This is a genomic window from Streptomyces crystallinus (assembly GCF_039521265.1).
Classification (GTDB): domain Bacteria; phylum Actinomycetota; class Actinomycetes; order Streptomycetales; family Streptomycetaceae; genus Streptomyces; species Streptomyces crystallinus.
This window is the reverse complement of the sequence record NZ_BAAACA010000009.1, coordinates 1-21,630: the sequence shown is the minus strand read 5'-3', so window position 1 is coordinate 21,630 and position 21,630 is coordinate 1. Positions and strand designations below refer to the sequence as shown.

Sequence of the window (21,630 nt, the reverse complement as noted above, 5' to 3'; positions counted from 1 at the left end):
CAGCGGACGGGAGCGAGAGGCTCAGCCCTGCTCCCGCTCCTCGATGCGGCCGATGTGGGCGATGTTCCTGGTGTCCTCCGGTACGTCGCTGGCCTCGGCCCCGAACCAGGCGTCGAGGATTTCCGTGAGCAGCGGGCCCGAGACGAGCCGAAGGCTCAGGGCGAGTACGTTGGCGTCGTTCCACCGCCGGGCCCCCGCCGCAGTATAGGCGTCACCGCACAGTGCGGCGCGCACTCCCCGCACCTTGTTCGCGGCGAGGGCGGCACCGGTGCCGGTCCAGCAGCACACGACGGCCTGCTCCGCCCGCCCCGAGGCCACGTCCTGGGCCGCCGCCTGCGAGGCGAAGGCCCAGTCCGTCCGGTCGCCCGCCTTGAGCGTGCCGTGGGGCAGGACGTGATGGCCGCGCCGCTCCAGCTCCCGCACCAGCAGGTGCGTGACCGGTTCGTCGGTGTCGGAAGAGACGGAGATGTTCACGGTCTCGGCCTTTCAGCGGGTACGGGGGGAGGAGGGCAACGGCGGAGCTGCGTGCCTGGCCCACGTTACGTGGAGCGCGCCCGGCAAGGGCGCGGGTGCGGCTCAGTAGGCGGATGGGTTCTCTTTGTGGAGCACCGCCTCCCGTGCCTGGCGGGCCAGTTCCGCCACGGCCTCTCGTCCCTGGCCCGAGTCCGGTGCCATGACGGTGCCGATGCTGCCCTTGTCCCCCCAGGTGCAGGCGGAGACCTGTCCGCCGGTGAGTGCCCGGTAGAGCACGCACCGCATGGCGCCGCCGAGGGGGCCGGGATCGGCTTTCCAGGCCCGGATCGTGGTCATCCCGGCCGCGTCGAGGCCGCTCTGGATCGACTCGATGTCCTTGGGCGCCATCTCGTGGAAGTCGCCGACCGCGCCGAACAGTGCGGCGCCCAGCTCCGGCCGCTTCCCGTGTCCTCTCGTTCCGTACACGAAGGTGTACGTCGTGGCGCTGCCGTCCCCCAGGGACTGGCGCAGGTTGTCCTCCAGGATCCGCTGGATCGGTGTGCCCTCCAGCCGGTCGTAGCCCCGCAGACGGTCCGGTGCCGCGACGGTGTAGTGCGGGTAGGAGACGTACTGCCGGTAGCTCCAGACGCTCGACCCCACCACGGCGGCCAGGACCGCCGCGAGAGCCAGGCCCGCTGCCACCGTCTCTCGGCGCGAGCGCGGCGGGACCGGCGGCAGGATGGGGAAGTCGGGTACACCTTCCGTTTCTGCGGCAGTTGCGGGCGGCCGGGTGTCGCTGCGGCGTCGGGCTCGGCGCAGCAGACCCTGGAGCAGCCCGGCCGGGACGACGCCCACGAGCGCCAGGACCCGCAGCCGGCCGTCCCAGTGGAACGCGGGGACGGCCATGAGCAGCCCGACACACCAGACCGCGTGGATCAGCAGCGTGGACAGCGGGAACCGCACCATCCAGCGCAGCGGCGCCCGGCCAGGGCGGGCGAGCGCTTCCAGCGTCTCGGCGAGTGTGGCCGGACGGGCGTCGTCGGGCCGGGCCTGTGCGTGCGCGCGAGCCCGCGCGGCGGCCGCGCGGGGATCGCCCATCGCGCCGAGCACCAGCCGTACGTCGTGTGCCTGCGTCCGGCCCGGCGAAGGCAGCTGGACGTTTGACGCGCCTTTGCCCGCGGCGATCTGCTCGATGTGCAGGGCCTGCCGGGAACCCGGGGCCAGCTCCCGTAGCCGTGCGGCGAGCTCGGGGCCGCGTCGGTGGCGGGCCGGACGCTCCAGATAGTCGCTGCGCAGACAGAGCTCCGCGTAGGCCGCGAGCAGGTCCAGGTCGTCCGGGAAGGCCTGGAGACCCTTCTGATAGACGGCCTCAGCCCGGTCGTCGTGATCGTCGTCGTCCTCGGCGACATGCGCCTGACCCAGCACCAGAAACAGCGGGGCATCGGGGCCGTCCGCCTCCAGCGCCTCCTCGGCCGTCCGCCGTGCCCCGGCGAGTCGCCCGGCCCGCACAAGGACCTGTGCCGACGCGTGCGCCGACACTGCTTCTTCGTTCTCGACCTGCATGTTTTCCCACCCCTGGTACACATGCCGAACCAGGGTTCGGTCCGGCACGCAACTATCACCTCCGCTCCTGGACCCGTCAAACCGTATGTGTGGGCACCTACTTCCCCGTGGGGCTTTTCCGTGGAGGACCTTGACGTACGGGGCGGGCTCTGCGTCTCTGCCAGTGGCCAGACACCAGCAGCAGTGCCGTGCGCCGCACCAAGCACATCGATCAGCCGCTCTGCTTCGTCTGACCCGCCGGGTGCGCGGCCGGTCTTCCGTCGGTCGGGCACCGCTGCGCGGCATATGGCACGATGCCCCGGTCGGCCGGGCCCCGGCAGGGTCCCGGCACCCGTGAGCGAGGGGAGCGCAGATGGCCGGGAGTAGGCCCGAGCCCTTGTCGGAAGCGGCGATTCAGGCCGCCCTGGAGCATGTGCCCGGCTGGCGCCGGACGGGTGACCAGATCGCCCGGACCTTCGCGATCCGCTATCACGGGGCGGTCGCGCTGATCGTCCATGTCGCGGACGTGGAGCGGCTGATCGGCCACCACGCGGACGTCGATCTGCGCTGGGGCACGGTGCGGTTCGCCATCACCACCCGCGACGCCGGCCATCGGCTCACGGCGGCGGACTTCAACCTCGCCGCCCGTATCGACTCCATCGCCGCCGCGCACGAGGCGGAGCCGCTCGACGACTGAGGGGGCGGCGCGGTCATCGCGTGTCGCGGTCGGCGGGGACGGTCATCCGGCCCGGTGCGTCGGCCGCCGCTTCAGCCGCCGAACCGGTCGTCGAGGTCGGTGTGGAAGTCGGCTCCGACGAGCCGGGAGAACTCCGTATAGCTGTGCTGCGGGGGGCCTCCGGCGGGAGTGCCCGCGCTGCGGAGGTGGGAGAGGGCGTCGGCGACGGCCCGGGTGGCGGTGAACAGAGCCGTCACGGCGTAGAACGCGAGGCAGAAGCCGAGCTCCTGGAGATCCGCAGCGGTCAGTCGGGTTGTCTCGTTGCCGTCGACGATGGACACCGCCTTGGGGCCCGGGACCGCCGCGGCCACCGCCTCCAGGTCGCGGATCTCCTTGATGCCGTCGACGAAGACCAGGTCGGCCCCCGCGTCCTGGTAGAGGCGGGCTCGCCGCACGGCCTCGGTGAGCCCCTGCGCGGGGAGGGCGTCGGTGCGGCCGATGATCAGCATGTCGGCCGAACCACGCGCCCGCAGGGCGCACTTGAGCCGCTTGACACCGCTCTGCGCGTCCACCAGCCGTACGCCGCTCGTCTGGCCGCACCGCTTGGGCATGGCCTGGTCCTCCAGGTGGATCGCCGCCGCCCCGGCCTGCATGAATTCCCGCACGGTACGGTCGATGTTGCTCGGGCCGCCGTAGCCGGTGTCGGCATCCGCGACCACCGGGATCGACACCGCGCGGGTCATGTTGCGCGCGTGCTCGGTCATCTCGGTCTGGCTGAGCAGACCGATGTCCGGCATCCCCAGACGGCTGGCCGTCGCGCCGAAGCCGGTCATGTACACCGCAGGGAAGCCGGCCGCCTCCACCAGGCGAGCGGTCATCGAGTCGGGCGCTCCGGGGGCCATAACGATCTCCCGGCCCTCCAGCAGGGTCTTCAAGGTCGTGCCAGCAGCCAACGGAAACCCTCCAGCCGGATGTGGATCGCGGTGCCACGAGGAGAGAACGACTCAGGTCGCGGCGGTGAGGTAACGGTAGCTTCCCGCCGCCAACGCCCTTCGGCCGGAGGCCGGTCGGCCCGCCGATACTTACACCGGCGCCCCCTCAGCGACTCGCACCGGAGCGCGGCCCAGTCCACGGATCGCGGGGACGCAGAGCATGGCCCCGATGCAGAGGACGGACACGGCCGAGGAGAACAGCAGCACCGTGTCCGCGCCGTACGCCGAGGCCGCCGGGCCGGACAGCGCCCGGCCCAGGGGGATGACCATGATGGAGCCGGCCACGTCGTACGCGGAGACGCGGCTCAGCACGGCCAGCGGGATGTGGGACTGGATGCTCGTCGCCCACATCACGCCCCAGAAGGCGAAGCCGCAGCCCGCCAGGACCCCGGTGACGACGGTGAGCGCGAACGACCAGCCGAGCGCCGGCGCCAGCGGGTTGAGCGCGAAGAAGAACATGGCACAGGCGCCCGCCACGAGCGGCCGGGGCGGCCGGACCCGCATCCCGAGGAGCCCGCCGAGCACCGTGCCCGCCCCGTCCGCCGAGGCGATCCAGCCGTAGCCGGAGGCACCGTGCTGTTCGGTGAGCAGCGCCGCGCCCAGCGGCAGCGCCGGGCCGAACACGAACAGGCCGTACACCGACCACAGGGCGATCACCCCCCACAGCCACGAGCGGGCGCGGAACTCCTGCCAGCCGGTGGCGAGCCGGGTCCAGATGGGGTCGCCGCTGTCGTCGCGGACGGTGGCGAGGCGGCGCAGCGGCGCCAGGCCGAGGGCGCTCAGGGCGTACGCGGCCGCGATGACCACGTACGAACCGGAGACCTCCCAGTACGCGACGAGGAAGCCCGCCAGGCCCGGGCCGATCAGTGCGCTCATCGCCTCCGAGACGCGCAGCAGGGCGTTGGCCCGCTGGATGTCCTCGGCGACCTGCGGGACGATGCTCGCGAGCCCGGGCTGGAACATGGCCGTCGCCGCACCGCTGACCGCCATCAGCAGCATGATGTGCCAGAGCCGCACTCCGGAGCCGGAGCCGTGGAGCAGGACGGCCATGGCGAGCATGGCCAGCATCCGCACCACATCGGCGCCGACCATCATCACCTGGGGGGTGAACCGGTCCGCGAGCACCCCGCCGAACAGGACGAGCAGGGCGATCGGCGCCATCCAGGCGGCGAGGGCGTAGCCGACGCCACCGGCACCGTAACCCGCGCCGAGGACGGCGGTGGTGAGCGAGACCATCAGCATGCCGTCGGCGAGGAGCGAGGTGCTGCGGGCCATGAAGAAGAGGCGGAACCGCGAGGAGAGCCAGGGGCTGGGGAAGGTGTCGCCGTCCGGCGGGGCCGTCGCCGCTTCCGTCGTGTCGTGGGTCGTCATGTCGTTCCGGCCGCTTCCCGGCCGGTTCCTTCCGTGAGGACGGGCTGCTGGAGCCATGCGTCGGCGTGGTCCGCCCGGTGCGGCGCGTGCGCGACGACGACGTACCGGCGCGGCGCCAGTACGCCCGGGTTCCCCGGCAGGGCGGCCATCAGGGCGTGGTGCGCGCGGGTCGGGGTGAGCGGTTCCGGGCCGGCGGGGAGGTAGGCGGTGAGGGTGCCGGAGGTGTCGACGGCGACGTGGACGGGCCGGCCGTCGAGCGCTCGGCTCAGCGTGCGGGCCACGGCGGCGGGGGAGACCCAGCAGCCGTCCACCCGGGTCCAGTCGGAGCCGCGTTCGACGGGAAGGACGCCGGTCACCTCGGTGAGCGAGGCGAGGGGCACGTCCTGTTCGGCGGCGGCCTCCAGGAGCAGGACGAGTCCGGTGGCCAGCTCCTCGGCCCGGTCCTTGGGGAACAGGACCGGATCGGTCCAGGTGGCGAGACGCAGCACCGGGGCCGTCTCGTGGACGAAGGTGAGGACACGGCTGGGCAGTGTCTGCGCCTGGCCCCAGGTGAGTTCGAGGTCCGGGGCGCGGTCGTCCGGCGGCGCGGCACCGGCGAGGGTCGCGGGCAGTGCGCTGATGTCGTTGAAGACGACGTCGCGGGCGAAGTGGCTGCCGCGCTCCCGGGTCACTCGGCCGATCATGTCCCACAGCCGTAGCGCGTCGAACTGGCTGTGCCGGTACGCCTTGAGCGCCGCGCCCCATGCCTTGCTCAGCAGCACGTCGAAGGACGGCACCTGGGTGTCGAGCAGGAGCAGTGCGTCCTGCGAGACGGCGGCGACGGAACGTGCGAGGCGGCCCTGGAAGCGGTTGGACGTCGGTACCGCCGTGACGCAGACCGGCTGTCCGGCCCGGTGGGCGACGAGGGCGCACCACGCGGAGAGCAGGACGGTCGAAGGCATGGCTCCGGTGCGTTCGGCGACACGGGCCAGGGCGCGGGCGCCGCGCGCCGACCGGAGGGTGAGGCCCGGCGCCAGGCATTCGGTGCCCTCGGCGCCCGGCTCGGCGAACATGGCCTGGGGTCCGCTCCCGATGATCCGCTCCCAGTGCTTCAGCGAGGCGTCCGTCTTGCGGATCCCGGCGGGGCTGGCCTCCTCGGCGGCGAGCGCCAGCGGGGTGAGGGCGGTGACGTCCGGCAGTTCCTCGCCCGACACCAGGGCCAGCCACTCCTCCCGGAGCACGGCCAGGGCCCCGCCGTCGGTGGCGGCGTGGCTGGCGGCGAGCGCGACGCGGACCGGTGCCCCGCGCCGGGTGACCAGGGTGATGCGCAGGGGGAAGTCCCGCTCCAGGACGAAGGCGTGGCGACGGGATGTGAGGGCCAGCTCCTCGGCGTAGCGGGCGTCGTCGGGGGGGAGTTCGTCGTGGTCGGCGAGGGTGACGGTGAAGGTCCGCTCCGCCGCCACGAGTTGTTCGCGGGGGACGGTGACGTGGACTGCCGTCTCGCCGTCCCTCCCGGAGGATCCGGCCGGGAAGGTGGTGCGCAGTGCCTCGTGCCGTACGGCGAGGGCCCGCAGGCCGTCGAGGGCGGCCTCGGTGGTGGTCCCGGCCGGGACCGGCCATACGTCATGGATGTTCATCTGGTCGGGCTCGTCGCGCAGGATGCAGCGGATCATATTGGCCTGGCCCATGGTCACCGGGCCCCGCCGGTTCCCACCGTCGGCGCGGGCGTGCAGGACGGCCTGGGTGAGCGCGCCCCGCAGCGGGGTGCGCCGGGCGTGTTCGGTCAGCGCGGCCCAGGCGTCCGTCAGGTCGGCGAAGTCCTCCATGTCACGTGCCGGTTCGGTGAGGAGCCGGTCGCGGTGGGCGGCGAAGTGGTCTGCGGCCTCGGCGTAGCGGCCGCCGAGGGTGCGGTAGCAGCGGTCGAGGAGGTCGAGGCGGGGGGCGGAGGAGCCGGGGTCGAGCGCCGCGCTCCGCCGGGCGAAGGAGGCGACGGCGAAGGCGTCCGCGAACCCCTCGGAGTCCAGGATCTCCTCCCCGAGGGACGCCAGGTGGGCGTACAGGCCCTCCCAATGGGGCGTGGACATGAGGTATTTGGCGAAGCGCCACTGGTAGGCGAGGAAGCCGGAGTCCGAACGGCGCTCCTCGGTGTGGAAGTTCACGATGTGCCGGTTGTGCAGGACGCCGGGCAGCCGGGCGCCTTCGACGAGGTGCAGCAGGAAGTAGTCGCTGCCGATGGTCTCGATGGCGGGTGGCAGTGGCACCCGTGCGTACACCGTGCGGTCGAGTGCGATGTTGCACATGTCCACGCGGGTGGGGCTGACGTGGGTGAGGGTCGTACGGTCGGTGGTGAAAGGGGTCGTCCCGGCGCCACGGAAGGCCTGCGCGATCAGGTTGCGGCGCCAGATCCCGGGGTGGGCCTCGGGCACCGACAGGCCGACGACCTGCTCGTAGACCTCGGGGTCGAGCCGGTGGATCTCCTCGACGTCCACCGACATCGCGCCGGTGAAGGAGCCGCCGACCAGGACCACCCGCCGGTGGGCGCTCGCCGGGTCGAGCCTGCAGCGGGTGACGTGTCCGGCCGCCTCGGTGGCGGGGAGTCCGAGCGTGGTGAGCTCGTGGTGCAGGGGGAAGACCGGAGTGCCGGCCAGGGAGGGGTAGTGGCTGTCGGAGTCGCGGCGGTGCACGGACGAGCAGCCGAAGGCTTCGGCCAGGAGGAAGGCGCGGTTGGTGCAGGCGCCGTAGGAGACGGCGGACGGCAGCATCAGGTGCAGGAGCTGGCCCGGCTCGGGCAGGGCGGCGCGGGCGATCACCTCGCGCAGGAAGCGCCGCTGCTCGGTCTCGTCGAGGTGGTGTACGAGGACGCCGGGGGCAGGGGGCAGTGCCGCGACGGCCGCGCGGTGCTCGGCGAGGGCGGCGGGGTCGGAGGAGTCGAGGATGAGCAGGCGCACCTCGACGCCGAAGTGGCGGGCGCCGTAGGCGGCCTCCTCGGCGACCGCGGCGATGGTCCGCGGGCAGGCGCGGTTGGTGGGGAGGGTCAGGCAGACGCGGCGCACGTCGGCTCCCCGCTCTGCTGCTCGACGGGTGCCTCGTGCCAGGAACCGAGCCCGAGCAGACGGCTGCCGAGGTCGGTGAGCTCGGCCGTGGGATAGCGCTTGGACTCGTGCAGCACGGGGTCGCCGACCAGGGAGCGGTTCCAGCGCGGGGTGCGCATATGGCGCCAGGACTCGACGCGAGAGCGCCGAAGCCGCTCGTGCTCCTCCAGCGCGGGCATCATCGACAGGTACTGCACGGCCCGTACCCCGTTCTCGGAGAGGTTGCGCGCGACGCCATGGGCGAGCAGGCCGTTCCAGATGAGCAGGTCGCCGGGGTGCAGGTCGGGCCGTACGACGGGGAACTCGGCCCGGTCCAGGTCGGGCCGGAGCGGGTCGCGGCCCTCGGGCTGGGCGGTCTTCCACTCCTCGAAGCGCCGGAACAGCTCGGGGCAGCACTGGAAGCCGCCGGTCTCCGGACGGGTGTCGTTGAGCGCGATGATGCCCTGGACGCGCTGCGGCGGGACGCCGGCGGTGGTGTCGATGTCCCAGTGCAGTTCGATGTCGAAGCCACGCTCGGTGGCCTCGATCAGGGCCCGGTCGCGGTTGCCCCGGTTGGGCGGGTTGAGGTTGAGCCGGTCCAGGGTGACCCACAGTTCCTCGCAGTCCCAGACGTCCACGAAGGCGTCGTAGACGCGCTGGGCCTGGCGGCTGTCCCAGAGCAGCTGGTGGTGGTACGCCTCGACGAAGCCGTAGATGTGCAGCTGCCGGTCCAGTTGGCTGCGGAACGGCCGGTCCTCGTACCAGGCGTCCGGCCGGTCCGGGCTGAGGCCTTGGAAGTCCCAGGTGAAGTCGAGCAGTTGACGTGCCGCCTGCGCCGGGATCGCCTCGCGCACGATGACGTAACCATAGGTCTGCCAGTGCGCGAAGTCCTCCTCGGACAGCACGCGCAGCGGCCGGGACTTCTTGAGTTCCCGCAGGGTGGTACGGGCCAGATAGGACTCGCCGTCCGCGCTGAAGTAGGGCCGCCGGGAGGCGGCGCGGTGGAGGAAGTCACGGGGGAGCGGGCGGGTGCCGGGGGCGGGTGGCGTCAAGGGGTCCCTCCAGGCGGGATACGCGGACGGTGACGGGTGGCGCGCGCTGCTCCGGGGCGGTGTGGGCACACCCCGGATGAGCAGGATTGGTGTAGACCATCGGCGATGTCAAGTGACCGGCCGGTAGGGGCGTGTCGGTTGCCCGCCAGGGCCAACTGCCGCCCGGAAGACGGAATTGAGTGCCCGTAAGTTCCACCAGATTGGTCTAGACATTCAGGGGCGGCTGGCTTAACGTCGGCCTTGCGCGGCCACGGAACCCAGCCGGTCTCCGCGCCGCGCCCCGGTCGACGGCGACCGCGGGCGGGGAGAACCGGGCCGTCCTGACGACGTCGGGGGCCCACCTCCTCCAGTCGGGCCCGACCAGCCCGTCCCGCCGCGCCCTTGACCGAATCCGCCATGCCGAGAGGGGACGGTTTCCTTGAGCACACCCAGCACCACGGTCCTGCCCGACGGCCTTCTGAAGAGCCCCGGTGCCGGACTGGTCACGCTGGATCCGGTCCACACCGCCCTGCTGCGCGGGCTCGACGAGCTGCTCACCGGCCTCGCCACGGCGGTGGCCGCACCCGAGACGGTGGGCCCGCCGCTGCTGCCCGCCGCCGGGCTGACCCGCCTCGACTACTTCCGCAACTTCCCTCATCTCGGCGTGTCCGCAGGCCGGTTCACCTCGGACGCCCTCGACGGCCTCGCGGTCGGCGAGTCGCCGGAGAGCCTGCCGCTGGAGCCGACCGGATATCTGCTGCCCTCCGCCACCTGCTACGGGCTGCTCCTCTCCCTCGAGGGGCGTGACGTGGGCGAGGACGGACTGCGGCTCTCGGCGAGCGGCCGCTGCTTCCGCAACGAGACCCACTACGACGGGCTCCGCCGCCTGTGGGGCTTCCATATGCGCGAGGTGCTCTACCTCGGCACCCGGCAGGGCGCCTACGAACACCTCGCGCGGGGTGAGGAGTTCATCCAGGAGGCCGCCGGGCGGCTCGGCCTGGAGCTGACCCGGGCCACCGCCGACGACCCCTTCTACGACAAGGGCGGCTCCCGGGCCCGGCTCATGGCGCTCGACCCCGTCAAACACGAGTTCAGCGCCCCCGACGGCACGGCCATCGCCTCCGTCAACCGGCACCGCAACTTCTTCGGCGAACGGCTCGGCATCCGCGCGGGCTCCCACGGCCCGGCCTACAGCGCCTGCGTCGCCTTCGGCCTCGAACGCTGGGTGCACGCGCTGATCCTCACCCACGGCACTCCGGCGCGGGCGCTGGACCGCCTGCGTGCGGCGGTTCCGGCCTGACGTCCTCGCGCGCGGACACCGGACGACGGCCCGCACGCGACCGGACCGCCTGCCCTTTCCCGTACAACGCGACCCGTGCAACACAACCCGTACAACGCAAGGAGCACCACCGCACCATGGACCGTGTCACTTCCTGGCTCCGTGAGAAGAACCCCGGTCTCGAGGGGCCGATCGACACCGACGAGGACCTGATCGAGGCCCGGCTGATCGACTCGATGGACTTCCTGGAGTTCATCGACCTCCTGGAGGAGATCTCCGGCAGTTCCATCGATCTGGACGACGTCACCATCGACGACTTCCGCACGCTGAACCGGGTCCAGGAGCGCTTCCTGAGCGCCACCGGGTGACCGCGACGCCCACCCCGGTGACCGCCACGGTGGCGACCACCGCAGAGGTCCTCGCCCACCCGGATCTGGCCGAGGACCTGCTCGCCCCGTGGGAACTCCGGCGCCTCGCACGCGTCCGGCTGCCGCGCCGCCGTGACGACGTGCTGGCGGCGCGTCTGCTGCTGCGGCTGTGCGTGGCACGTGTGACCGACAGTGCGCCGGGCGCGGTCGAGTTGGCGCAGTACTGCGCGCAGTGCGGCGGAGCCGAGCACGGCCGCCCGTATCTGCCCGGGCTCCCGCACATCGGAGTCAGCCTCAGCCACGCCGACGGTGTGGTCGCGGCCGCGGCCGGAGCGGGCGCGCTCGGCATCGACGTGGAGCCCCGCGACCGCCGCCCCGCACCCCTGCCGGTGGTCCGCCGGCTGTTCCCGGACGAGGACCCGTGCGACGGCGGGGCCCTGCTGCGGGCCTGGGTGCGGCGCGAGGCACTCTTCAAGGCCGGGCGCCGGGACCCCGCCCACCTCATCGAGTGGACGGACCGCGGGCGCGGAGCGGTGGCGGCCCTGGCGAGCACCGGACCGGCGACGACCATGGACTGGGCAATCAGAAGGTCAAGCGTTCCCCATCAAGGTCAAGATTCACGCGTGTACGGGAATTGCGGGAGCCCACCGGAATAGTCGCCTGGGGAAACGGGTTTGTTCACACGTACCCAGCCCAGGTGCCGCCGCCGACCTCGTCCCGCCCCCGGAGGCCCCGTAATGCCCCAGCCGACGACCGACCAGCAGGCCGCCCAGCGCGGTATACGCGGTGTCGTCCCCGTACTCGCTTTCGCCGGTATCACCGTCGCGGTGATGCAGACGCTGCTCGTGCCCGTCATCAAGGACCTGCCGGAGCTGCTCAGCACCTCTGCCTCGAACGCCACCTGGGTCATGACCTCGACGCTGCTCGCCGGCGCCGTCGCCACCCCGATCATGGGCCGGCTCGGGGACTTGTACGGCAAGCGCCGCATGCTCCTGACCAGCCTCGCCATCATGGTGGTCGGCTCGCTGATCGCCGGCTTCACCAGCGAACTCCTCGTCATGATCGTCGGGCGTGCCCTCCAGGGCTTCGCCATGGGCGCCATCCCGCTCGGCATCGGCCTGATGCGCGACGAGCTGCCCCGCGAGAAGCTCGGCTCGGCGATGGCCCTGATGAGCTCCTCCATAGGCGTCGGCGGAGGACTCGCGCTGCCGCTCGCGGCCCTGGTCGCCCAGCACACCGACTGGCACACCCTGTTCTTCGGCTCCGCCGGCCTCGGCACGCTGGCCATCGCGCTCACTCTCGTCTTCGTACCGGAGAGCAAGGTCAAGGCGGAGGGCACCTTCGACGTGTTCGGCGCGCTCGGTCTCTCCGCGGGCCTGATCCTCCTCCTGCTCCCGATCACCAAGGGCAGCGACTGGGGCTGGAGTTCGACCACCACGCTCGGTCTGCTCGGCGCGGCGGTCCTGGTCCTCGTGCTGTGGGGTGTGATGGAACTGCGCGTCAAGGCGCCGCTGGTGAACCTGCGCACCACCGCGCGGCGCGAGGTGCTGCTCACCAACCTCGCCTCGATGATGGTCGGCGTCGCCTTCTACGCCATCTCGCTGGTGCTCCCGCAGCTGCTCCAGCTGCCGTCGGCCACCGGGTACGGCCTCGGCCAGTCGATGGTCGTGGCGGGTCTGTGCGTGGCGCCGCTCGGTCTGACGATGATGCTGACCGCTCCGGTCTACGCCCGCCTCTCGGCCAAGTACGGCCCGAAGACCACCCTCATCCTCGGCATGCTCATCATCGCGGTCGGTTACGGGGCGGGGCTCGGTCTGATGAGCGCGGCCTGGCAGACCATCGTCGTCTCGGTCGTCGTCGGCGCGGGCATCGGCCTCGCCTACTCCTCGCTTCCCGCGCTCATCGTCGGCGCGGTCGACCCGTCCGAGACGGGCGCGGCCAACGGCCTCAACACCCTGATGCGCTCGATCGGCACATCGGTGTCCAGTGCCGTCATCGGCATGGTGCTGGCCAACACCTCGAAGGACTTCGGACCCGTCGCGCTCCCGACCATGCACGGCTTCCGCGTCTCGTTCCTGATCGCGACGGCCGCGGTGGCCGGCGGGCTGGTGTTCGCCGTGTTCCTGCCCAAGGGCCGCCCCGCCGCCAAGCCGCAGCTCCGGGCGAGCAGCGAGGAGGACGCGGCGCTGGAGCGGGCCACGGAGGCGCTGGCCGCCTTCCACGGCCGGGTCGTCGGCGCGACCGGCGTACCCGTCGCGCACGCCCACGTCACCCTGATCGACGGCCACGGCCGCGAGGCGGGCTCGGCCCGCACCGACGAGAGCGGCCGCTACGCGGTGCCGGTGCCGCAGGGCGGCGCGTACGTCCTGACCGCGACGGCCACCGGCCACGCGCCCCTGGAGTCGTCGGCCACCCACCACGGCGGGGCGGGCCCGGTGACGGTGGATCTGTCGCTGGCCACGGCTGTGCTGTGAGCCGGGCCGGGCGGCAGAGCCCGAGAAGCTAGCCACGCATGCGGGCCCCCGGTCGACCTGGGGCCCGCTTGCGTTTTGTCCCTGCCCTTGTCCCTACCCGCTGTCCCTACCCCTCGCTCACGCGCGGCGCAGTGCCGAGCGGCCCGCGAAGCGCGCCGAGTCGCCCAGTTCCTCCTCGATGCGGATCAGCTGGTTGTACTTGGCCGTGCGGTCGGAGCGGGAGAGCGAACCGGTCTTGATCTGGCCGCAGCCGGTCGCCACCGCCAGGTCCGCGATGGTGGTGTCCTCCGTCTCGCCCGAGCGGTGCGACATGACGGCCGTCCAGCCCGCCCGGTGGGCGGTGGCCACCGTGCCCAGTGCCTCGGTCAGGGTGCCGATCTGGTTGACCTTGACCAGGACCGAGTTGCCGACGCCGGTACGGATGCCCTCGCGCAGCAGCGTCTCGTTGGTGCAGAACACATCGTCGCCGGTGAGCTGGCAGCGGTCGCCGACGCGGGCGGTCAGCTCGCGCCAGCCGTCCAGGTCGTTCTCCGCCATCGGGTCCTCGATGGAGACGATCGGGTAGGCGTCGATCAGCTTGGCCAGGTAGTCGGCGTTCTCGGAGGGGGTCCGGCGCACGCCCTCGCCCTTGTAGTCGTACACCCCGTCGCGGAAGAACTCCGACGACGCCGGGTCCATGATCAGACCGATGTCCGTGCCGGGGCGGTAGCCCGTGCGCTCGATGGCGGCCATGACGAAGTCGAGCGCCTCCTCGGCGGTACGCAGCGCGGGGGCGAAGCCGCCCTCGTCGCCGACGCCCGTGGAGTGCCCGGCCGCCAGCAGGTCGCGGCGCAGGGTGTGGAAGACCTCGCTGCCCATACGGACCGCTTCGGCGAAGGTGTCCGCGCCCACCGGCGCGATCATGAACTCCTGGAAGTCCAGCGGATTGTCGGCGTGGGCGCCGCCGTTGACGATGTTCATCATCGGCAGCGGCAGGAGATGGGCCTCGGCGCCGCCGAGGTAGCGGTAGAGAGGCAGGCGGTGGGCCGCCGCGGCGGCCTTGGCGGTGGCGAGGGAGACGCCGAGGATCGCGTTGGCGCCGAGCCGGGACTTCGTGGCGGTGCCGTCCAGGCCGACCAGCAGGGCGTCGAGACCCGCCTGGTCCGCCGCGTCCCGGCCCCGTACGGACGCCGCTATCTCTCCGTTGACGTGCGCCACCGCGCGGTCGACGCCCTTGCCGTGCCAGCGCGCGGCGTCACCGTCGCGCAGTTCCACGGCTTCCCGGGCGCCGGTGGAGGCGCCGGAGGGGACGGCCGCGCGCCCCAGGGACCCGTCCGTCAGGACGACGTCGACCTCGACCGTGGGGTTGCCCCGGCTGTCGATGATCCGGCGGGCGGCGACGTTCTCGATGGTGGCGTCGGTGTTCTTGGTGGGTTCGACTGCCTGTGCGGACATGGGGAGGTCCTTCCCGTTGTCGTGTGCGCCGTGGCCCCGGCTGCGACAACGCTGGCGCTGAGCCCGACAGCGCAGACCATACAGCAATGCTGCACAGTTTCGCTGTTCAGTATTGCTGTGTAGCATTGCTGTACAGGTCGGGTGCGCAGCTTTGCTGAGCAACGGGGTAAAATGCGCTATGCCCTCCTCGGAAGCCGCCGCCATCGCCGCCGAACTGCGTACCGCGATGGGCAAGCTCACCCGGCGCGTCACACACGAGGACCGCATCCCGCTGGGCCAGGTCGCCGTGCTCGGCGCGCTGGATCGCCACGGCGCCATGACCACCAGCGACCTCGCCACCGACCAGCGCGTACGCCCCCAGTCGATGGCTCGCGCGGTGGGGCTGCTGATGGAGCAGGACCTGATCACCCGCCGGGCCCACCCCACGGACGGCCGCAAGTCCCTGGTCGAGCTGTCGGACGCGGGCCGCGCCGCGCTCGAAGCGGAGCGCGGGCGGCGCGTGGGCTGGCTGGCGCAGGCCATCGAGGCGGAACTCACCGACGAGGAGCGGGCGTTGCTGGCGCGGAGTGCGGGGTTGCTGGAGCGGCTGGCCACGCGTTACTAGGGACTGGCCACCAACGCGGCAGCGGGACCTCCGATCCGTGTCCAGCTCCCAGGGTCCTGTGTGGTCCCCTGGAAGACCGCGCCGCGGTCGGGGGACAACCGGAACACATGGTGGGCGGTCATGGTGAATTCGGCTCCCGCCTCGCTGGCAGGGGTCCAGGATTCCGGGGTGTCGGTGTAGCGCAGGAGCCTGCCGTGATCGGAGCTGATGGCGAAGACCTGGTTCGGGCTCGCGTGGAGTGACATCGCGGACCCGCCGACGCGGAACCATGCGGAACTCGCGCCCCCGTTCCACTGGAACACCTCACTCCGGTCGGGGGTGAGGCCGTACAGATGGCGGTCGGTCACCGCGAAGTCCGCACCGGCGTTGCCCACATAGGGCCAGAAGCCGGTGGCACTGTCGTAGCGGTAGATACGGCCGTCGCCCGGGTGGGTGGCGAAGAGGCCCGCGCCGCCCCCGTACAGGTGGCTGGCCGGGCCGCCGACGGTGGTCCATGTGGTTCCGGTCCCGTTCCACCGCTGGACCGCGCTGTGGTCCGGGGCTATGCGGTAGAGCTGGTCACCGCTGATGGCGAACTCCGCGGCGGGCTCGCTGACCGGGGCCCACTTCCCCGGTGCGCCCAGATAGCCGAGCAGCCGTTTGCTGTCGGCGTCCACGGCGAACAACCCCGCCTTCCCGGCGAGAATCCGGTCGGCGGGTCCACCTATCCGGCTCCAGGCGTCCCCGTCCCCCCGCCACTGCCGGACGCTGCGGTGATCAGGGGCGATGGCGTAGAGAGTGCCAGAGGGAGCGGCCGGTACGGTCTGATCGCCGGTCGATGCTGGGGCCTCCTGCTTCTGCGGGAGGCTCGCGGAAGCGGGGCCGCGCTCGTGCCGGCCCTCCTCCGGCGTCGGCGGCTGCGCGGCGGACGGGGAAACAGGCGGCGAGGCGGGTGGAGTCACGGGCTCCGGCGACCGCGCCACGGAGGGCGGCGGGGCCTGCGACGAAGGTGTGGGCCCGCCCTGTGGCCGCGCCACGGAGTCGGAGGTGCCGGGCTCATCGGACCAGTCGCTGGTCGCCGGTGCGCCAAGGCGAACCCCCAGAAGTACGCCGACGGCCACCAGAAGCAGCGCGACGGCCAGGGCGGGGCCTGCCTTCACGCGCCGCCGCCGTACAGATGACGGGGCTGTTCCGCCTGGAGGCAACGCGAGGATGCGTCGCCGCGAGTGAGGGACGGGTTTCGGAGGCTCCATCCGCAGAACGACCACACCGTTGGAGTGGGGTGTGTCCGCCGCGTCGAGTACTTCGCCACGTACAAAGGAGGCGGTGTCGGAGGCCGCGTCCAGTCGGACGATACGGGCCGGGAGGACCTCTGGGACGGCGGCCTCGGGCGAGCGGGCGACTTCATGCGGCGGCTCGGACACGTCCGCTCCGGTTCGCACGAGCGCGGTGGGGGCGTGGTGCCGGCGCAGCCAAGACCCGGCACCGGTTCTGTTTTCCGGGGTCCGCCGCGCGCTGTTCACGGCTGCCTCCGTGGCCGCTCTGTGCAGGTCACCGGCCAGGGCCAGCAGCTCGGAGCGAGCATGGGGATCCACCGGCAGGTCCTGGACGAGGAGTTCCAGCCAGTGCCACGGGATGACCTTCTCCGCCGAGCGGTACTCGCTCCATGTGGTCTTGCCGAGCCGGTACCTCTGAGCGAGTGCCCTGACCGAACGCCCGGCCGTGATGTCACGCACGAACCGGGCCAGGGCATTGGCCTCCGCCGTGTCGCCCTTCAGCCGTCCCTGGGGCCGTCCAGCCTTGCGCATACCTGCCCTCTCCTCTGCCCGCCGGGCCGTTCGACGGCCCCTCGGGCGGCCGGGTGCCACGGGGTGAGCCCGCGGCAAGCGAACTGATGGGCGAATCAGATCAGCACCCGGCCCGCGCTGTCCCCGCTCTTCCGGCGAAACGGCGAAGAACGGCCTCAAGGAGACCGGCACATGGGCTTGTTCCTGCCGTACGCCGGCCATGCGTACGCCCTCGCCGACCCTCGTCGGGCAACGAGGACGTCGGCGAGGGCGAGGTGCCCGGTACAGGCGGTTAAGGTCGAGGCGGCAGTGTGCGACACCCCGAGCATTGGCCGCGCGACATGCCGTCGCGCGCGACCGGAGGCAGGCCGACCCCACCTGTGAGCATCTGCCCGGCGGCCAGCCTGCGGTAGGCTGGGCTGGCCGTGAGGAGTTCCGTGTGGCGGCCGCACGCGGTCACCCGGCCGTCCTCCAGGACGACGATCCGGTCCGCGTGTTGGACCGTGGACAGCCGGTGCGCGATGACCAGCAGGGCGCACTCCTGGGCGGCCTCCCGCATCACCGCGGTGAGTGCCGCCTCGTTGATCGCGTCGAGGTGTGACGTCGGTTCGTCGAGGAGCAGCAGGGAAGGGCGGGCGAGCAACGCGCGGGCCAGGGCCACGCGTTGGCGTTCCCCCGCCGAGAGGGTCGCGCCGCGCTCGCCGAGTACGCCGGACAGACCGCCGGGCAGGCGCCGTACGACGTCCTCCAGTTGGGCGAGTTCGACGACGCGGCGCACCTCGCTCTCGTCGGCGTGCGGTACGGCGTACGTGATGTTGTCGCGCAGGGAACCATGGACGACATGGGTGTTCTGGTCGACCACGGCGATACGCGCCCGGCAGTGGTCACGGCTCAGCTCCGCCGTGGAACGGCCGTCGAACAGGAGGGTTCCCGCATCCGGTTCGTAGAACCGTGCCACCAGCGCGAAGAGCGTGCTCTTGCCCGCCCCCGAGCGGCCGACCAGCGCGACCTGCCGGCCGTGCGGAACGCTGAACGACACGCCGCGCAGCACGGGCCGGTCCGGTTGGTAGCCGAAGTGGACGTCTCGTAGGTCCAGGGCCGCTGCCGGGGGCCGCGGCGGTGCCGGGCTCGCGAGCTGGGGCGCGCACCGAAGGGGCGAGGCGGCCGTGTCCGTCGCCGTGTGGCTCGGCTCCGTCGCAAGGCCCTGCGCCTCCGCCACCCGCTGGTAGGCACCCATCCCACGCTGGATCAGGCCCACCGCCCGGAAGACCGAGGACAAGGGCAGGACCAGGTAGGAGGCGTAGAGCAGGAAGGCGACCAGGTCGCCGAGCGAGCCGGCGTGGCCGTTGACCCGCAGGCCGCCGATGACCAGGACCAGCAGAAAGGAGCCCTGGACGGCCAGTTCGACGGCAGGGCTCATCACCGAGGCCAGCTGAGCGGTCCGTACCCCGGCCCTGTACGCCTGGTCGACGCGCTCGCCGATCCGTGCCGCCTCGCGCTCCTCCGCCCGGTGCACCCGGACCATCGGCAGGGCGCCCAGGGCCCGCTCCAGCTCGGCGGCGATGGCGCCGACCGAGTTCTGCATGTGTTCGGACGCGGCTCTGATGCCTTTGAGCAGGGACGCGACGACCACTGCGGCGCCGGCCACCGTCATGGTGACCAGGAGCAGCAGCAGCGGGTCCAGCCACATCATGAGGGCGATCGCGCCCGTGGCCGCGACGGCTCCCGTACCCAGGTCGACCAGTGCCTGCGACACCACTTCCCGCAGCAGGGTGGTGTCGGCCGTGACGCGGGAGATGAGGTCGCCGGTGCGGTGTCGGTCGTACTCCCTCATCTCCAGCCGGAGCAGATGGCGGACCAGGCCGTGCCGCAGTCGGCACACGATGCCCTCGCCCATCCGCTCCAGCAGGAACCGGCCCAGGGCTCCGGTGATCGCTTCGAGGATGAACAGGACGCCCAGGAGCGTCAGCGTCGACCAGAACGCGCGGTCGGCGCCGCTCGCGTCCACGATGCGCTTGGCGACGAGTGGCTGGGCCAGCCCCAGGGCGGAGCCCACCAGGGTCATCGCCGTGGCGACGGCCATGGCGCCCCGGTGTCCGGCGGTGAGCCGGAACATGGTGGCGATCGCGCCCCGGGTCGTACGGTCGCAAGGCTGTCCCTGGGGGAGGGTCATCGGGTGGGCCGGCTCACCGGGGCGATCGCGATCAGCCGGGTGAAGTAGTCGTCGGGCACTCCTTCGTCGACCGGGCGGCCCTCGGCCTCGATCCAGGCATGGGCGGTGAACGGCGGTACCACACGTGCGCCCGTGCACCAGGTGGGCCAGCTGCCGCCGAGTCGGCACAGCAGCGCGGCGCCCAGCGAGCGGGGCAGACAGCCGCGCGGACCGGCGCAGCGCAGGCTCACCGCGCACATCGCGTCGCGGGCGTTCTTCGCCTGGGCCGCCGACGCGGGCGCGGCGCCTCGGCGCACCAGTTTCAGGACGGCGCGGACACGCCGTGGCGGCAGCAGGCAGAGCGCGAGGGCGGGAAGCAGGACCAGCCGCGCGCCGGCCTTGCGGAGGAAGGGCACGTCGGCGGGGCGCTCCAGCGCGCTGGGTGTGGTCATGCGGCGAGTCCCGACACGCGGAGTTCGGCGATCAGCTGGGTGACGTCCTGCTGGGCCCGCTCGCGGTCGATGTCGAACTCGGCGACGACCGCGTCCGTGGCCGCGGCCTCGTCCTTCCCGGCGAGCAGCACCTCGACGATCAGCGTGGCGGTGGGGTTCAACTCCCAGTACTGGCCGCTGCGTTCATCGAGCAGGACGGTTCCGTAGTCGGTCTGCGCGGTGGAGATGTCGGCGGCGAACCGCAGTGCCATGGTCTGTCTACCTTTCGCTCAGGGGTCAGAGAGAGGTGGTGGCCCCGGCCTTCGCGGCGTGCGGCAGACCGCGCAGCCACACCTCGGCGGCGATCGTGGAGTAGAGGATGGCCTGCCGCAGTCCGGGCGTGGCGGGGCGCTGGGCGAGATCGCGCAGCGCGTCGCCGTCCACCAGGCCGAGGCGTTCAAGGCGGGAGTCCTCCCACAGCGCCAGGAGATCGGCCTGGTGCTCGCGCAGCCCGTTGGAGGCGTCCATGGAGGCCGCCGCCTTGTTGCTGCGCCGCAGACACACCTGCGGGACGACGTCCCGCATCGCCGCGGCCAGCAGGGGTTTGTACTGCCAGGGCGACACGCGGTCACTGGGCCGGACCGAGAGGAACGCCTCGATGACCCGGTCGTCCAGGAACGGTGACGCCATCGGGACCCCGGCCCTGGCCGCCATGGCGTCCCACTGGCGGATGATGCGGGTGCAGGAGCGGATCTGTTCCAGGTCGGCGTGCAGTCCGCGGTCGCGGTGCAGGGGCCGCGCGTCCTGGGCGGCGTCGCGCAGCGCCCGCGCGGCCAGTCGCTCCCCTTCGGGTGTCACCCAGTCGAACAGGCGTGGTTCCCCGCCCCAGCCGAGTGCGCCGCTGACGGTGGTGGGCAGGGGACCGCGCAGCCGTCCGGCGGAGTCCGCCAGCCACTCGCCGTACGGCCGGGAGTCGCTCAGGGCGCGGGACATGCCGCCGAGCGGCCACTGCCACAGGGCGCGGAAGCCGCGGAGCTGGCGCACGGCGAACAGCGGACGGGTGCGCAGCAGGCGGTGGTAGTACGCCTCGGAGCACCAGGCCACATGGTCGCCGCCGATGCCCGTCAGATGCAGACGGCTGCCCCGCTCGGCCATGGCGGGCAGATGGTGCAGTACCCGGGAGCGGTCCATGACGCCGATGGTCGGCTCGTCGAGCAGGTCGTCGATGGTGAGCAGGTCGGTGTAGACGAGTGGGGAGGCGTCGGCGGCCCAGACGACGTGTTCGACGTCCGGCATGAAGTGGGCCGCTTGCCGGGCCCAGTGCAGATCGGTGTCGGCGGGGTCGCGTCCGGGCCAGGTGCTGGCCACGACGTGGGCGGGCGAGCGGTCGGCGAGGAAGCAGATGGACGTGGAGTCCAGCCCTCCCGACAGATCGCAGCTGACCGTGCCGCCCTGCTGGGTACGGGCCTGGACGGCGTCGGCGAGCGCGTCGCGCGCCAGGGCCGCGCCGGCGGCGAGCGCCCGCACCGGCTCGGGCAGGGTCCACCAGCGCGAGTGGCGGGTCGACCGGCCGTCCGCCGCGACGACCAGGGCGTCCTGCGGGGACACCGCGCTCACGCCCTTCCACAGCGGTGCCTCCTGCAGGGGATGGGGGACCGGCCAGAGCAGCCTCACCGCCACCTGCTCCACGTCCGGTTCCCGGCCGAGGGCGGTGGCGAGGATGTCGGCCCGGGTGGCGGCGACGCGTACACCGCCGATCTCCGCGTGGAAGACGAGCCGCAGTCCGGAGGCGGTGCCCTGGACGCGGAGGCGGCCGTCGAGCGCGGCCACCAGGTGGAAGCTGCCGGCGGTGGAGCGGGCGAGGGCGTCGAGCTGGGTCAGGTCGCGCAACTGGGCGGCGTGGCGGCGCAGTCGGGGGACGTCGAGGGGGCAGCAACCGACCTCCGGCGAGGCCACCGCCTCGTCGCCGAGCAGGCGCCGCAGGGTGCGGTCGACGGCCCGCAGCCG

Annotated in this window: 18 protein-coding genes; 6 read left to right on the top strand and 12 right to left on the bottom strand. The window is 72.4% G+C overall.

Annotated features, from left to right (window positions below; translation table 11 throughout):
* Positions 1-21: 21 nt before the first annotated feature.
* Both ABD236_RS07310 and ABD236_RS07305 read right to left on the bottom strand, forming a co-directional pair.
* A complete protein-coding gene (locus ABD236_RS07310; protein ID WP_344071480.1) occupies positions 22-474 on the bottom strand; it encodes an RpiB/LacA/LacB family sugar-phosphate isomerase in 453 nt (150 codons plus the stop codon).
* A 102-nt stretch (positions 475-576) separates the two neighbouring features.
* Positions 577-2,016, bottom strand: coding sequence for a tetratricopeptide repeat protein (locus tag ABD236_RS07305; RefSeq protein ID WP_344071478.1), 1,440 nt, complete (start codon positions 2,014-2,016; stop codon positions 577-579).
* A gap of 352 nt (positions 2,017-2,368) precedes the next feature.
* Between ABD236_RS07305 and ABD236_RS07300 the strand changes: the two genes are divergently transcribed.
* Positions 2,369-2,692 carry a 4a-hydroxytetrahydrobiopterin dehydratase gene (locus ABD236_RS07300; RefSeq protein WP_344071477.1) on the top strand — a complete coding sequence of 108 codons (324 nt, stop codon included), beginning with the start codon at positions 2,369-2,371 and terminating at the stop codon, positions 2,690-2,692.
* 71 nt (positions 2,693-2,763) lie between these two features.
* Here ABD236_RS07300 and ABD236_RS07295 read toward each other — a convergent pair whose 3' ends face one another.
* The 4 genes from ABD236_RS07295 to ABD236_RS07275 form a co-directional block, all read right to left on the bottom strand.
* Positions 2,764-3,624 carry an isocitrate lyase/PEP mutase family protein gene (locus ABD236_RS07295; RefSeq protein ID WP_344071476.1) on the bottom strand — a complete coding sequence of 287 codons (861 nt, stop codon included), beginning with the start codon at positions 3,622-3,624 and terminating at the stop codon, positions 2,764-2,766.
* A gap of 129 nt (positions 3,625-3,753) precedes the next feature.
* On the bottom strand, positions 3,754-5,034 hold the full coding sequence (locus tag ABD236_RS07290) for an MFS transporter (RefSeq protein ID WP_344071475.1): 1,281 nt from the start codon (positions 5,032-5,034) through the stop codon (positions 3,754-3,756).
* A complete protein-coding gene (locus ABD236_RS34985; protein ID WP_425543831.1) occupies positions 5,031-8,066 on the bottom strand; it encodes a DUF6271 family protein in 3,036 nt (1,011 codons plus the stop codon). Before ABD236_RS34985 ends, ABD236_RS07290 begins: the two co-directional genes overlap by 4 nt.
* Complete coding sequence (locus ABD236_RS07275; protein ID WP_344071474.1) at positions 8,048-9,136, bottom strand: phytanoyl-CoA dioxygenase family protein; 1,089 nt, start codon at positions 9,134-9,136, stop codon at positions 8,048-8,050. The genes ABD236_RS34985 and ABD236_RS07275 overlap by 19 nt, the downstream gene beginning before the upstream one ends.
* Positions 9,137-9,554: 418 nt before the next feature.
* Between ABD236_RS07275 and ABD236_RS07270 the strand changes: the two genes are divergently transcribed.
* The 4 genes from ABD236_RS07270 to ABD236_RS07255 all read left to right on the top strand — a co-directional run bounded on the left by ABD236_RS07270 (position 9,555) and on the right by ABD236_RS07255 (position 13,236).
* Positions 9,555-10,415, top strand: a complete 861-nt coding sequence (locus ABD236_RS07270; protein ID WP_344071473.1) for a class-II aminoacyl-tRNA synthetase family protein — start codon at positions 9,555-9,557, stop codon at positions 10,413-10,415.
* Between the two features lie 116 nt (positions 10,416-10,531).
* Entirely contained in the window at positions 10,532-10,762 is a 231-nt protein-coding gene (locus ABD236_RS07265) for an acyl carrier protein (RefSeq protein WP_344071472.1), read from the top strand.
* Complete coding sequence (locus ABD236_RS07260) at positions 10,759-11,418, top strand: 4'-phosphopantetheinyl transferase family protein (RefSeq protein ID WP_344071470.1); 660 nt, start codon at positions 10,759-10,761, stop codon at positions 11,416-11,418. The genes ABD236_RS07265 and ABD236_RS07260 overlap by 4 nt, the downstream gene beginning before the upstream one ends.
* Before the next feature lie 81 nt (positions 11,419-11,499).
* Positions 11,500-13,236 carry an MFS transporter gene (locus ABD236_RS07255; protein WP_344071468.1) on the top strand — a complete coding sequence of 579 codons (1,737 nt, stop codon included), beginning with the start codon at positions 11,500-11,502 and terminating at the stop codon, positions 13,234-13,236.
* 117 nt (positions 13,237-13,353) lie between these two features.
* On the opposite strand, the gene eno is transcribed toward ABD236_RS07255, so the two are convergent.
* The gene (gene eno, locus ABD236_RS07250) at positions 13,354-14,670 is read right to left on the bottom strand and encodes a phosphopyruvate hydratase (protein WP_344071466.1); all 1,317 of its coding nucleotides are present in this window, start codon (positions 14,668-14,670) and stop codon (positions 13,354-13,356) included.
* 178 nt (positions 14,671-14,848) lie between these two features.
* Between eno and ABD236_RS07245 the strand changes: the two genes are divergently transcribed.
* On the top strand, positions 14,849-15,274 hold the full coding sequence (locus ABD236_RS07245) for a MarR family winged helix-turn-helix transcriptional regulator (protein ID WP_344071464.1): 426 nt from the start codon (positions 14,849-14,851) through the stop codon (positions 15,272-15,274).
* Here the strand turns inward: ABD236_RS07245 and ABD236_RS07240 are convergent.
* The 5 genes from ABD236_RS07240 to ABD236_RS07220 form a co-directional block, all read right to left on the bottom strand.
* Positions 15,271-17,061 (bottom strand): hypothetical protein, encoded by a 1,791-nt coding sequence (locus ABD236_RS07240; RefSeq protein WP_344071461.1) that lies wholly within the window; start codon positions 17,059-17,061, stop codon positions 15,271-15,273. The genes ABD236_RS07245 and ABD236_RS07240 overlap by 4 nt on opposite strands.
* Before the next feature lie 271 nt (positions 17,062-17,332).
* Entirely contained in the window at positions 17,333-19,213 is a 1,881-nt protein-coding gene (locus tag ABD236_RS07235; RefSeq protein ID WP_344071459.1) for an ABC transporter ATP-binding protein, read from the bottom strand.
* A complete protein-coding gene (locus ABD236_RS07230) occupies positions 19,210-19,644 on the bottom strand; it encodes a lasso peptide biosynthesis B2 protein (protein WP_344071457.1) in 435 nt (144 codons plus the stop codon). The genes ABD236_RS07235 and ABD236_RS07230 overlap by 4 nt, the downstream gene beginning before the upstream one ends.
* Positions 19,641-19,895 carry a lasso peptide biosynthesis PqqD family chaperone gene (locus tag ABD236_RS07225; RefSeq protein WP_344071455.1) on the bottom strand — a complete coding sequence of 85 codons (255 nt, stop codon included), beginning with the start codon at positions 19,893-19,895 and terminating at the stop codon, positions 19,641-19,643. Before ABD236_RS07225 ends, ABD236_RS07230 begins: the two co-directional genes overlap by 4 nt.
* Before the next feature lie 25 nt (positions 19,896-19,920).
* A partial coding sequence (locus ABD236_RS07220; protein WP_344071453.1) for a lasso peptide isopeptide bond-forming cyclase occupies positions 19,921-21,630 on the bottom strand: 1,710 nt, incomplete at its 5' end.

What these genes read in the sequence shown, in the direction of transcription:
- ABD236_RS07305 (WP_344071478.1), bottom strand. Translation starts at nt 2,016, where the DNA reads ATGCAGGTCGAGAACGAAGAAGCAGTGTCGGCGCACGCGTCGGCACAG.
- ABD236_RS07300 (WP_344071477.1), top strand. Translation starts at nt 2,369, where the DNA reads ATGGCCGGGAGTAGGCCCGAGCCCTTGTCGGAAGCGGCGATTCAGGCC.
- ABD236_RS07290 (WP_344071475.1), bottom strand. Translation starts at nt 5,034, where the DNA reads ATGACGACCCACGACACGACGGAAGCGGCGACGGCCCCGCCGGACGGC.
- ABD236_RS07265 (WP_344071472.1), top strand. Translation starts at nt 10,532, where the DNA reads ATGGACCGTGTCACTTCCTGGCTCCGTGAGAAGAACCCCGGTCTCGAG.
- ABD236_RS07255 (WP_344071468.1), top strand. Translation starts at nt 11,500, where the DNA reads ATGCCCCAGCCGACGACCGACCAGCAGGCCGCCCAGCGCGGTATACGC.
- eno (WP_344071466.1), bottom strand. Translation starts at nt 14,670, where the DNA reads ATGTCCGCACAGGCAGTCGAACCCACCAAGAACACCGACGCCACCATC.
- ABD236_RS07245 (WP_344071464.1), top strand. Translation starts at nt 14,849, where the DNA reads ATGCCCTCCTCGGAAGCCGCCGCCATCGCCGCCGAACTGCGTACCGCG.
- ABD236_RS07240 (WP_344071461.1), bottom strand. Translation starts at nt 17,061, where the DNA reads ATGCGCAAGGCTGGACGGCCCCAGGGACGGCTGAAGGGCGACACGGCG.
- ABD236_RS07235 (WP_344071459.1), bottom strand. Translation starts at nt 19,213, where the DNA reads ATGACCCTCCCCCAGGGACAGCCTTGCGACCGTACGACCCGGGGCGCG.
- ABD236_RS07230 (WP_344071457.1), bottom strand. Translation starts at nt 19,644, where the DNA reads ATGACCACACCCAGCGCGCTGGAGCGCCCCGCCGACGTGCCCTTCCTC.
- ABD236_RS07225 (WP_344071455.1), bottom strand. Translation starts at nt 19,895, where the DNA reads ATGGCACTGCGGTTCGCCGCCGACATCTCCACCGCGCAGACCGACTAC.